This is a genomic window from Enterocloster lavalensis (assembly GCF_046603895.1).
GTDB lineage: Bacteria > Bacillota > Clostridia > Lachnospirales > Lachnospiraceae > Enterocloster > Enterocloster lavalensis.
On the sequence record NZ_CP176637.1, the window covers coordinates 3,122,851 to 3,135,687 of the forward strand.

The following is a 12,837-nucleotide window of genomic DNA, read 5'->3' on the forward strand; positions in this document are numbered from 1 at the left end:
AGCACCGAAGGCCGTGCGCTTTTGGCAACAACAGCCTCAGCGTGTGCCTGTCCCTTTCCGTCTATGTTGAGCAGGGTATCCAGCTCCACCAGACGGGCGTTTTTGCTTCTCAGTTCTTCTTCATAAAGGAATGGCTTTCCAACTTCCTCCTTTGCGGCAGCCTGCTGCTGATAGAGGTTATCCAGCTGGGCCTTTGCCGCCTCCAGACGCTGCGGCATCTGGGCGAGGGCATTGTCGATACGGGTAAGATTTCCGCGAGGGTCTGTACCAAGGGTTGCCCTGTGGGTCATCTGTCCTTTCAGCAGGAGCGTATATTCCTGTTTCCAAGCGGAAAATTCCACGGACATGGCATAGCCCCGGTAGTTGCCGATCTGCACCGGATCGGAGGTTTTGACCTCCTTGCAGGCATCCAAAAGGGCAGCACCGGCGTTCTCCTTATCGGTCAGCAGGTCTCCACGAATCTCCATACCGGCAAAGCCGTCCTCCGGGTGTGGGTGAGTTGCCAAAACCTCCAGGTCAGATTCAAAGCCCTTGATAAATCCCTTGTGCTTTTCAATCTCCTCCGGGAAATATTTGAGCAGCTGGTCCTCCAGACGATATTGTTTGCTCTGGTGGTCGGCTTTCATCAGCTTCAGGCGGGATACCTCCACATCCAAATCCATACGCTCTTTGATACGGGGGTCTCCGGCACACAGAGCCTTGATCTCGGCAAAACTGAGGGCTGTTTCATCCACATCATCGCAGGAGCGCACCGGCGATTTAGAAGTCATGATCTGGCTGATGAATTTCTGCTTATTCTCCACCGTCTGCCAGAGGTATGCGTCAAAGGTTCCTTCGGTAACATAGCGGTACACATGGACAAGAGGATTCTGGTTGCCCTGTCGCTCGATACGGCCCTTTCTCTGGGCAAGGTCTCCCGGTCTCCACGGACAGTCCAGGTCATGAAGTGCCACCAGACGATCCTGCACATTGGTGCCTGCGCCCATCTTGGCGGTGCTGCCCATAAGCACACGCACCTGACCGGTACGGACTTTAGAGAACAGCTCCTTTTTCCGCACTTCGGTGTTAGCTTCATGGATAAAAGCGATCTGGTCGGCAGGCATCCCCTGGGCAATGAGTTTCTGACGAATATCGTCATATACCGTAAAGGCCGGTTCCTGCTCCGGCAGAGGCACAGCGCCTTCCAGTGCGTGAAGCAGTGGATTATCCAGCGTTTTCGCCGCCTTGCTTGCAGGAGCTTTTGCCTGCGGTGTAGAAATGTCGCAGAACACCAGCTGGGTCAGCTTGTCAGCTTCGCCATCCCGCCAGATCTGCATGATGTTCTCTACGCACTGATTGACCTTTGTTCCGGGTTCGTCCGGCAGCATCTGGTTGACGATCCTCTGGTCCAGCCCCAGCTTGCGGCCATCCGAGGTAATCTTGAGCATATTGTCCTGAGACGGGTCAACGGTTCCGCTGTGTACCAGCGATGCGCGCTCCGAAAGAGCCTTGACCATTTCCTGCTGATGTTCGGTAGGCTGCGCCACGATGTTGTGGTATTCCACTTCCGGGGTAGGCAGATTCAGCTGGTCGGCAGTCTTAATGTCGGCTACTTCTTTGAACAGGTTCATCAGCTCCGGCAGATTAAAGAACTTGCTGAATCTCGTTCTTGCCCGGTAGCCAGTGCCTTCCGGTGCCAGCTCCAATGCTGTGACGGTCTCCCCAAATCGGGAAGCCCAGCAGTCGAAGTGGGTCATGTTCAGCTCTTGCAGGCGTTCATACTGAAGGTAACGCTGCATGGTGTAAAGCTCAGTCATGGAGTTGCTAACCGGGGTGCCGGTGGCAAAAATCACGCCACGGTTTCCGGTGATCTCATCCATATAGCGGCACTTGGCAAACATATCGGAAGATTTCTGCGCATCCGATGTGGATAACCCTGCCACATTCCTCATTTTTGTGTATAGAAACAGGTTTTTATAGTTGTGGGCCTCGTCCACAAACAAACGGTCCACACCCAGCTGCTCGAAGGTTACCACATCGTCTTTTCGCCCCTCAGCTTGCAGCTTTTCCAGTCTGGCTTCCAGAGACTTTCTGGTACGCTCCAGCTGCTTGACGGTAAAACGCTCGCCGCCGCTGGCCTGCACCTCTGCGATGCCCTCGGTGATCTCGTCGATCTGTTCATAGAGAAGCCGTTCCTGACGCTCCCGGCTGATGGGGATACGCTCAAACTGGCTGTGTCCCATGATGATGGCGTCGTAGTCACCGGTCGCAATACGGGCGCAGAACTTCTTTCGGTTATGGGTCTCAAAGTCCTTTTTGGTTGTGACTAAGATGTTGGCGGAAGGATAGAGGCGCAGAAACTCCGACGCCCACTGCTCGGTCAGGTGGTTTGGAACCACAAAGAGAGATTTCTGGCACAAGCCCAGGCGTTTGGCTTCCATAGCAGCGGCCACCATCTCAAAAGTTTTGCCTGCACCCACTTCATGTGCCAGCAGAGTGTTCCCGCCATACAGCACATGGGCAATGGCGCTTTTCTGGTGTTCCCGCAGGGTAATGGCTGGGTTCATGCCGCCAAAAGTGATATGGCTGCCATCATACTCACGGGGACGGGTAGAGTTCATTTCTTCGTTGTACTGGCGCACCAAAGTCTGGCGGCGCTCCGGGTCTCTCCAGATCCAGTCCCTAAAGGCTTCCCGGATCGCCTGCTGTTTTTGGGCAGCCAGGGTGGTCTCCTTGGCGTTCAGCACGCGGCGCTCTTTTCCGTCTGCGTCCTCTATGGTGTCATAGATACGGACATCTCGCAGGTTCAGGCTGTCCTCCAAAATCTTGTAGGCATTGGCACGGCTGGTTCCGTAGGTGGTGTAGGCTGCCACATCGTTGTAGGATACGGAAGATTTCCCCTTGATCTGCCATTCAGCGGTAAAGGACGAATAGTTGACCTCGATACTGCGCTGGAGATAAAACGGGGTGTTGAAGGTCTCGTACATAAACTGCTGGATGTACTCTTTGTCGATCCAGGTAGCGCCCAGACGCACCTCGATCTCCGACGCATCCAGGTCTTTGGGCTGGGCGGCGGTAAGAGCTTCCACATTGACTGCATAAACCGGGTCCTGCTGTGCCGCCCGTTGCGCCTGACGCAGTTTGCGGCGTACATTGCCGGAAAGGTATTCATCAGCAGTCACATAATGGGGTGTGCCGTCTTTCTCCAACTGTCCCGGTACACGGAAGATCACGCCTTGCAGTTCTCCGGCCAGTTCTTCTTTTGTTTTTCCGGTAAGCTGGCTCATATAGCTCATATCCACGCAGGCTTTTTCCGAGATAGACACCGCCAGTGCTTCACTTGCCGTATCCACCACAGCCACCGCCTGATGGGGCTTGATGGTCCGTTTGGTGAACATATCCGCCTTGCGCTCCAGCTTTCCGTCCTCGTCGATGACTTCCAGCGCACATAGCAGGTAATAGGAAGAATCATCTGCATAGGCCAGACGGTTTGCACGGTCATTGATGAGACCGTATTTGGCAGAAAAGCTGTCATAGAGGCTGTTCAGTTCCGCCTGCTTCTCCCGAATGGTGCTGTCCGGAACCGCTGCATCCATCTGAAGGTCGATCAGTTCCTGCACACAATCACGCAGTCCCACAAGACCTTTCACGCGGGCTTCTGCGGTGGCGTTGAGGTCAGGGCGCACCATACGGCTGTTTTCCCGGTAGTACACCTGCCCGTCTACAATGGCATAGGAATAGTTCTTCACATTGGGGTCAGCAGGAATGGAGGTGTCAATGGCTTCGCCTTCGCCCAGCTCTGGCAGCTCTGCCTCCTGATAAGTGCCATGAATATACTTCACCGCATCATGCAGCTGGTCGGAAAGCTCCAGTCCCTCGATAGGGTTCACGGTGTAGTCCATACCATGAGCGGTGCTTACTGGTTCCTGTCTGCCCAGTACCATTTCCGGGTGGTCGATAAAATACCGGTTGATGGCAAACCCGTCCTCCATCTGTCCGGTCTGAGTCCATTCCGGCACGATGTCCAGCGGGCGGTCCCGCTTTTGGAGGAAGATGATGTCCGATACCACCTCGGCACCGGCATTCTTTTTGAACGCGTCATTAGGCAGACGGATAGCTCCCAGCAGCTCGGCACGCTGGGCAAGATAGCGGCGCACGGTGGAATCCTTGGCGTCCATGGTATAGCGGGAGGTTACAAAAGCTACCACGCCGCCGGGACGCACCTGGTCGAGTGCTTTGGCGAAAAAGTAGTTATGAATACTGAAATTCAGCTTGTTGTAGGCTTTGTCATTGACCTGATACTGACCGAAAGGTACATTGCCGATGGCAAGGTCAAAGAAGTCACGCCTGTCGGTGGTCTCAAAGCCGCCTACTGTGATGTCCGCCTTGGGATAGAGCTGCTTTGCGATGCGCCCGGAAACAGGGTCCAGCTCCACGCCGTACAGACGGCTGTTTCGCATTTCCTCCGGCAGCATACCGAAGAAATTGCCCACACCCATAGACGGCTCCAGAATATTTCCGGTCTCAAACCCCATACGGCCCACCGCTTCATAGATGGCCTGAATGACCGTAGGGCTGGTGTAGTGGGCGTTGAGGGTGGAGCTTCTGGCGGCGGCATATTCCTCCGGAGTCAGCAGCTCTTTCAGCTGGGCATACTCGGAAGCCCATGCCGGTTTTTCCGGGTCAAAGGCGTCGGCAAGACCGCCCCAGCCCACATAGCGGGATAGGACTTCCTGCTGTTCCGGCGTTGCCTGCTGTCCGGTAGCTTCCAGCTCTTTCAGCAAACGAATGGCATTGATATTTGCCTGGAACTTGGCTTTCGGACCGCCTTCACCCAAATGCTCATCGGTAATACGGAAGTTCTGTGCATTACGACGCAGGTTAGCCTTGTATTCCTCATAGGAGGCTTCTTCGGCAGCTTTGGCATTGGGGAAGGTCTGCCACTGGCCGTTGACCTGAATGGAAACCGGGTGTTCGTCCAGCACTTCCTCAAAGGTTTTCTCCGGCTCTGTCACAGGGGCTGGTGGCTCCGGCTCCTCTATCTCTTGAACTGTACCCAAAAGTTCCTGTTGGAACATAGCTCGAAGAACGGAGGCAACTTCTTCCCATACGAAATATATGGCGGCCTTTCCGTTCATATTATCATCAAGAACATTGATCTCCAGTCCATAATCTGACGAGTAGTAATCTGTCATTTCACCTGTCTCAAGCTCCATTGTCTCTGCACGGTCAGACGCTATTTCTGATAACAGCTCGGCAATTTGGGTATTGCTCTCACCAGCGTTAAACCGTGAAACAAGGATCTGTTTGTCCTCCTGTGAAAGCAGACCACCCTCTGCAATCAGCACTTCTTTCAGGTCAGCATCTGCTTTTTCCAAATCAGCAGACAAAAAATCAGTGAATGCGCGATTACGGGAATCTCGATTCAGAAACCGCTCGAAATACTCTCGGCTCTCAACACGATAAATGGGATAGCTTAGCGCAGGATCAAGAAGTTGTACCTGCCGATCTGATATTCCAGTAATGTGAAACGCCGTATCATCCAAATAGACCGTATCGCCTACATGATAGGTAGGCTCAGATGGGTTATAGACGACAGTTTCTTCTGTGATCGGTTGGTGGGATTCTCCCATCCTTTTCTGCTCCATAATGCCATGTTCAATCAACAATCCATAGAGAAATTCTTCCGCAGCGGCTTCATCGGGGAATGTTCGTACAGTTCCATTTTCATCGGCGTAATAGTTGTCCTTGGTCTTATCCCAAATCGCATACGCATCTTGGGAATCGGGAAACGCATCGCTGGTCATGGCAACATAGAAGCGGGGTTCTTCTTTGTCTATACTAGACTGTTCCGCTCTCCCAGCCGGAATTTGCTCTACATCCGACATCACCCGCTGGATAAACGGGTCATTGTCCAGTTTTTCCGGGTCTGCCACCTGTCCGTTGACGATTCCTCTTTCCTCCAGGGCTTCCCGAATGGCGATGGGGTCGATGTTGTCAAAACGGTCCTGTTCTTCTTCGGTATAGAATCGGTCCTCCTGAATGAGCTGGGCAATCCGGCGCTGTACCTTCGGCCAGGGCAGCTGCGTTTCTTCCGGGCTGCCGGCACGAGTAATGAACAGGCTGTTGCTGTTACTGCCGCCGTATTCCTGAGCCAGCCATGCAGCGGTATCTTTCTCTCTTGCATGGTCTTTCATATAGCGGACAACAGCGTGTTTACTCTCAATATTGCCGTTCCATGCACAAAGGGCAGTATCAATATCTTCCTGAGAAAGAGGGCGCAGAAGTTCATGGAGCTTTGGATAGGTTTCGTCGATCACTTCCCGGTGCAGACGCTGGCGGAACTCCGGTATATCAGAATAAAGGCGGATCAGCTCCATATCCTTAGAACCAAGGATCGCACGGCGCACAGCGGCATTGCCCTCGATGACAGCATTTTCACGGTCAGAATGACCGCAGGCATTACGGTATGCGGCATCCTCGGAAATGGCGGCAGATACCACAGGCTTATATTGCTCGTACAGTTCCCGAATCGTAGGGGCTGCGGTTGCTTCTGTATCCCGGAATACTCTGTTCCCGTCTGCACCAAACTCCGCTTCCTGAGCATTGATGTGCTGTTCCGCTTCATGGTTGATAGAGGGCATGGAATATTCCTGACGCTCCTTGCTGCCCTCCGGTACAGCAGAAATGGTCACATCATGTTTATCACGCAGCTGTTCCACTATCTGCTCCAACTGATTTGCCGGAAATCCACACATTTCCACACGGCCACCGCTCGGAATTGCACGGGTAGTGAGATTTATGTTCAGTTCCGCAGCAGCTTCTTTGGCATCCTCACCGTACAGCTCAAAGAAATCGCCCATCTGATACAGAACCATATCATCCGGGTGGCGCTCCTTGACACCGTTATATTCCCACACGGCAGAATCCGGCTGCTGGGCTTGGATAGCATCTTCTTCTGCCAGTTCCTTTTCAGCCTGGATTTTGTCATACTGCGCCTGTTCCTGTTCGGTAAGATAGCGGCCTTTCTGAACAAGAGAGGTAATACGCTTGGCAACATTTTCCCAGTTCAAGTGAACATCTGGGCAGTCCTGCTTTTTATAGTGCAGTCCTTTTCCGTCGTGATCTTCGCCGCTGTGTGTTGCGCCAGGCAGGGCATGAGAGCGTCCGCCAATGCCATACTCGTCTTTGAGGAATCTCACTTTTTCCTTATCCGTATGGTTTTCCATGAAGAACGCATAGATACGGCCTTTTCCTCCGGCAAAACTACTGCCGCCGGTCATGGCGGCGTCGATCTCATCCTCGGTAATGAAGTGCTGGACAGTTGGCACTTGGGAAAGGTCAGAAGTAAAAGTCCTGCGTGGCAGGTCAAGGTCTTTCAGGTTCTCCCAGATCTCCCTTGGCCTATGATAGTGAAAACGCAACAGGTCACGGTCCTGCTGATAGGCGGTCCAGAAAGCAGCGTATTCTTCCTTGAGAGTCTGGCGGAAAGCCGGGTCACTCAGCTGCTCCGTCAGGCGGTGGGTCTCCTCCGGGAACCCATTGCCTTTGATCTCTGACAGGCAGGACAAATATCCGGCTTCTCTGGCGTCCTCACTGAGATCGTGATATAGGTTCCAGAACTTTGTGGCAAGGAGGGAGCGTTCATAGCCTGCCGCTTCTGCAAGCTCCACATTGGAGGCAAACTGGCCGCTCTCCAAAAGCTCCCCGATACGCTCTGCGGCGCTCTCCCAGGAAATGACCTGGGCAGACCTGTCATAACGGACAGACTTCCCGTGGGAAAGATGGATACCATCCTCGGCATACCATGCGCTCACGCTGCCAAGGCCGTTGCCGCCGTGGTACAGCGTTTTCAGTATCTCGGCAATCTCAGCGGTGGTTTTCTGCTTTTCAAAGGCTGCAACCACACGCTCCCTCTGGCGGTCTGTATTGCCGCCCAAACGCAGCACATGGTCAATATCATTTTGGGCAAAAGAAAAAGCAGAGGATGTATGCGCTACATTCTCTGCTTCATCTATGGATTGGATCTGTTCCGCTTCGGAGAGGAACAGGTTTAGGGTCAGCTGTTGATAAGCTCCGCCATCAGGATCTCCTCTGCCTGTGCTTTGCAGGTGTTCATCAGCCCCACCCACTTCATGGGATCGCTGGCTTTCAGTTCCTCGGTGGCTCCCGCTTCCTTCGCCAGATGGGGCATCATCTGCTCCAGTCTGTTCTGGGCGGTCTCGTCGATCTCCAGAAGGTGCGGGTACAGCTTCTCGCTCAGCAACATCTGGTTGTAGAGGATGGGACGGTGTTCCTTCAGGTAGGTTTTCCTCATCCTTCCGTACTTGCCCAGGGGTTTCTCCGGCTGCTGGCTCAGCTTCAGGTCGGGAATCAGATAGTCTCCGTTCTGGATGTAGGTCATGGGATTGTTCATCTTGCTTGCTCCTTTCTTCTTGGGTGGCTTCGCGCTCTGCATTTCGGACGGTGACGCCGATCTGCCGCAGCACCTGCTGGTTGATCTGGCTGACCGCTGTTCCCAGCGCCCCGATGGTGGACGGGGTGTTGAAATCAAAGATCGCCATGAAATCTTCGTGGTCAAAGTAGCGTTCCGGCTCCAGTCCGCAGCGGGACATCAATGCGTAAGTGATGCTGACGGTGGCGGCTGCCTTAAACTGCACTCCGATGTTATACTCATCATATTCCTCCAAAAAGGAACCGTCAACGATATAGAAGAAGTCCTGCTGATGCTCCGTCCAGTATTCCTCAGCCAGTTTTCCGGCTACCTCAGTGAGCTGTCCGGCAAGGTCATCACCGGAAACATCGTAGGTGCGCTCCAGCATGGCCTGCACGGAATCCAGATGGCGCTCCTCCAGCTGCCACAGCCAGGGTGTGCGGGAATGTTCACGGGTTCCGGTGTCGGAAATATCAAAGACATAGCGCAGGCGGGGCCTGTCCCCGGAATCGTCCACCAGAGCGATTCCCTTGGAACCGCGCCTTACATATCGGCCCATCTTTTCATTCCACAAATCGTACTCTGCACAGGCGGTGGCGTCCGGTCGCTGGGCGTAGATCATCAGCTGTTCATGGAACGGGTACTTGTAAAGGCGGGAAGCAGTGGTGAGAAACCCCGCCCATTCCTGCCAGCTCCCCGTGAGCTGTGTTGCCACCTTGTCCGCCATCTGTGCATATAGTTCAGCTTTGGTTGGCATGGTGTTCTGTCCTCCTTTCGGTTTTGGGGTAAAGAGGTGGGGTGGCAAATTGCCACCCCATCCCTGCGGTTATGGTGTTTACTGGTCAAAATCCGGGTACAGCTCCAGCTGGGCAAAGTCCTCATCGGTCATCGCACAGAGCTTCGTAAGGGCGCTGTCGGTCAGCTCCCTCAGTTCCGTTTCCTCCGGCGAAAGCTCGCCGCGCATCTCACGCAGGCTGTCAATCAATCCGGTGCGGCTGCCGGTATTGTAAATGCACATCAGGTTCATTTCCTCAAAAGTAAAGTTTCCCATAATCAAATCTCCCTTTCTGCGCTCTTTTTTTGCGCTGTCTTTTTGTGTTCTGCTTTGGGCTGGCTTTTCAGCTGATCCACAACGGATTTCTTCTTTTCCCGTTCCTCCCGATGAACGGCGACTGCCAGATCCATCAGGAAAATGGGCTGACCGCTTCGGGCCTGCTGTTCCAGCTCTGCTACCGTAGGCTCTTTTGTGCCATTGTTGATGATGCCGTCGATCATGCTGTAATCGTCCTCCGCGGCCATCTCCGCATTTTTCAGCGGATTTTGCGGCAAGAATCCAGGGATCTGGGTAAAACCAACGCTGTCACAGTAATGACAGGATACCTTACCCTCCTGCTTGATCGCAACGATGTCGCTGACGCTCATGGAGGGACTGTGAAAGTCCACGGGTTTTTCCAGATTGAATTGCTGATAGAGTTTTTCCAGCTGCTCCGGTACAGTGCCAGACTCACTCAGCGGAGCGGTGTAGATTAGGTCATAATTGCTGCGGTCTATGGAAATGCCATGGGACTTTAACCAGTCCAGATTCATAAAGCGCACATTCTGCGGATCGTCACGGCTTACCTGATAGATGGCAAAGCAATCTCTGTTCTGGGAGAGAAATGCCTGTTCGCGTTCCTGCTGATGTTCCTGACGCTCCATGACCTTTTCGTGGAACTGAGGGCTTTTCTCCCATTCCTCACGATCCACACCGAAAAGACCGCCATGATCCACGATCTCCTGTGGGTCAAACACCATGCTCTCCGTATTGTCCTCATGCAGCACATAGACAGTCAAACCGGCGGCATCCAGTTCCAGCGCCCGTTCTCTGGTAACAGGGAGCATCCCATCATAGGAGTATCCGTATTCCTGCATATCCGGTGTGGAGACCTGCTCATCGGGTATGGGGTATTCATCCAGTGCCTGCTCCTGTGCTTCCGGCATCTGGGAAGAAGCAGTCATCTGACTGGCCTCTGCCTGCATCTGCTGATAGGCAGCTTCCTGCAAGGTCTCGATCATGGACAACGGTGCGTATTTTACCGAGTCTTTGCCCAAATCGTTGTCATCACAAATCTGGAGAACTGCCTTCATGCGGGAAAGCTCCGGCATATCCAGCTGACCGCCATCCAGCTCTTTCATGGACGCAACATCGTAAAGGGTATAGTCCCATCCGCTGTCACAGGGCTGGATATGAAGATAGGTGGCATCGTCGATCAGAAACAAAGCCTCCTGCTGGTTGGCGTCTGCCCCCAGCGCCTCCATTTCCGGCATGGCCGCAGCCAGTTCCTTTACTGCTTTCTGTACCAGCGGATTGTCACGGTAATAGTCGATTGCCTGAATAGTGTCCAGGTCAATGATCTGCCCGGTCAAAATCGGAAAAGGTCCTTCATAGTCGCTTCCGTCTTTCAGCTCAAAACCAATTCCTTTGATCCCGTTCATTCGCTCTGCCGGAATCTCCTGATAAATGCGGACAGCTTCCTCCAAAGACAGGTTATCGTGGTATTCTCCGAGGTTTGGAAACTCCATGCACTCTGCTACATAGTAGGTTAGATTGCCAGTCGGCTGCTCTATCGGGGCGGTTTCCGGCTCTGCCTTTGCATGGGGATCGATCCCACGCTCTTTGCAGATTTCCTTATAGTGGCGCTCAATGTCAGAGATCAAAGTGCCGGAGGTCTTATTGATGGTCTCCAAACTGGCTCTCAGCTCTTTCAGTTCCTTGCCCTGACTCCAGCTTGCAATATAGCCGAAGCTGTTTTCCCCGGTCTCAATGCCAAAATACTTGCAGACCGCATAGGAGATGCTTTCAGCCTCCACTTCCTCCGTGTGGCGGTCTTTCCTCTGTTCTTGCAAAAACTGGGCGAGGGTAGAAAAGCCGCCAACAAAATTCAGCCCTTCTTCCTCGGTCAGCATCAGGCGTCCATCTTCCGCCAGCTCCAGCGGCTCTGTCAGCAGAACGGAACCTGCATGGTTTACAACCACTCGTTCTTCTACACAGACCGGCTCTCCGGGGTCGTAGTCAGAACCGCGCAGGTCATAGCAATAAACGCCCTCCGGCAAATCATCACGGGCAATCCGCCCGTTGGAGAACAGACCGGGTTTATCAAACATCTCGATCTCCTGATATTGCTCGTCATTGGCAATCTGAATCTTTTTCTGATTGTGGAGCTTGCTGTGGGCAATCTCGTGGACCGTGGCCGAAACCGTCTGCACCTCGCTCATGCCCTGACGAATGGCGATTTTCTGATGATCGGCAGAAAAATAGCCGTCCGTATCGGCGGCCATTGCTTCAAAAGTGATCGGCACCGGCGCACTGCGGCGCAGGGCCTCCATGAATGCCTCATAATTGGGCACATTTCCGGAAAGAGAGGAAGCAAGCTCCGGCAAAGGTTTCCCATCGGTCTGGCTCACATCAAATACCTTGACCGGACGAAACAAGGGGATCTCGATTTCTTTTTCCTCTGTAACGATCTTTCCGTCTTTATCCAGAATCGGAGCCTTGGTATCCGGGTCCAGTTTCTGCTCCTCGATTTTCTTCTTATACGGTGTAGGGGCGATGATGGTAATACCATGCTCGCCCTTTTTTACATGACGCTCAAACTGGTCTTTCCACTTATTGTATCCGGCTACCAAAGTGGCGTCCGGCTTCTGCATATAGATGAGCATGGTGTTGTTTACCGAATAGCGGTGGAAGCGGGACATAACGGACAGATAACGCATATACTTTTCACTCTCAAACAGTTCTTTGATGCCCTGCTCGATGCCATCTGTGATTTCCCTTAGCCGCTCTCGGTTGGTGGGTTTGTTCTCAGCCATGATTTTCAATCTCCTTTCCAAGTGTGTGATTTCTGCTGTGTGGTCTGCAATCCATGCCTTTTGTTCTTCTTCGCTTTCATAAAGAAAAAGGTCCAGCAGGTACTCTACATAGGTTTTCTTCTGGATTGCTTCCACAAAACGGGGGTGCGGTTCTTCCTCCGGTGTCCGGGGAGAATTGTCGGACTCCCATTTTTTCAGCAGATAGTAGTAATCGGACAGTACGCGATAACACCGCTGCCGGTCCTCCCGAAACTTTTGTGCCTCGGTTTTCTGCCGGACATACCTCCTGCGGGGAAGGGCCTGACTGTCATAGATCAGGCCAAAGTCCTGTGCCAGTTTCTCCGCCGCTTCTTTTGGAGAGAGGTCAAAGAGCTTTGCAGTAAAGTCGATCACATCCCCATCTGCACCGCAGCCAAAGCAGTGGAACCGCTGGTCTACCTTCATGCTGGGGTTCTTATCATCATGAAAGGGACAGCAGGCCATGCCAGTTCGACTGACTTTTATCCCGTAAAACTCTGCCGCTTCTCTGGTGCTGACCGACTGCTTGACCGCTTCAAATACATTCTCTGCCATGT

Annotated in this window: 4 protein-coding genes and 2 pseudogenes; 1 reads left to right on the forward strand and 5 read right to left on the reverse strand. The window is 53.2% G+C overall.

Annotated features, from left to right (window positions below; all coding sequences use genetic code 11):
• Positions 1-917: 917 nt before the first annotated feature.
• The 3 genes and pseudogenes from ACK2JC_RS13980 to ACK2JC_RS13990 all read right to left on the reverse strand — a co-directional run.
• Positions 918-6,533, reverse strand: a pseudogene (locus ACK2JC_RS13980) (SNF2-related protein); the annotation flags it as partial.
• A 183-nt stretch (positions 6,534-6,716) separates the two neighbouring features.
• Positions 6,717-7,262 (reverse strand): annotated as a pseudogene (locus tag ACK2JC_RS13985) (hypothetical protein); the annotation flags it as partial.
• A gap of 776 nt (positions 7,263-8,038) precedes the next feature.
• Positions 8,039-8,395, reverse strand: coding sequence for a TnpV protein (locus ACK2JC_RS13990; RefSeq protein ID WP_368271132.1), 357 nt, complete (start codon positions 8,393-8,395; stop codon positions 8,039-8,041).
• Between ACK2JC_RS13990 and ACK2JC_RS13995 the strand changes: the two genes are divergently transcribed.
• Positions 8,382-9,152, forward strand: a complete 771-nt coding sequence (locus ACK2JC_RS13995; protein ID WP_368271133.1) for a hypothetical protein — start codon at positions 8,382-8,384, stop codon at positions 9,150-9,152. The genes ACK2JC_RS13990 and ACK2JC_RS13995 overlap by 14 nt on opposite strands.
• 96 nt (positions 9,153-9,248) lie before the next feature.
• Here ACK2JC_RS13995 and ACK2JC_RS14000 read toward each other — a convergent pair whose 3' ends face one another.
• Both ACK2JC_RS14000 and ACK2JC_RS14005 read right to left on the reverse strand, forming a co-directional pair.
• Positions 9,249-9,464, reverse strand: a complete 216-nt coding sequence (locus tag ACK2JC_RS14000) for a transposon-transfer assisting family protein (RefSeq protein ID WP_002570996.1) — start codon at positions 9,462-9,464, stop codon at positions 9,249-9,251.
• A 2-nt stretch (positions 9,465-9,466) separates the two neighbouring features.
• Positions 9,467-12,835 carry an LPD28 domain-containing protein gene (locus ACK2JC_RS14005; protein ID WP_368271134.1) on the reverse strand — a complete coding sequence of 1,123 codons (3,369 nt, stop codon included), beginning with the start codon at positions 12,833-12,835 and terminating at the stop codon, positions 9,467-9,469.
• Positions 12,836-12,837 lie beyond the last annotated feature (2 nt).

What these genes read in the sequence shown, in the direction of transcription:
- ACK2JC_RS14000 (WP_002570996.1), bottom strand. Translation starts at nt 9,464, where the DNA reads ATGGGAAACTTTACTTTTGAGGAAATGAACCTGATGTGCATTTACAAT.
- ACK2JC_RS13995 (WP_368271133.1), top strand. Translation starts at nt 8,382, where the DNA reads ATGGGATTGTTCATCTTGCTTGCTCCTTTCTTCTTGGGTGGCTTCGCG.
- ACK2JC_RS14005 (WP_368271134.1), bottom strand. Translation starts at nt 12,835, where the DNA reads ATGGCAGAGAATGTATTTGAAGCGGTCAAGCAGTCGGTCAGCACCAGA.
- ACK2JC_RS13990 (WP_368271132.1), bottom strand. Translation starts at nt 8,395, where the DNA reads ATGAACAATCCCATGACCTACATCCAGAACGGAGACTATCTGATTCCC.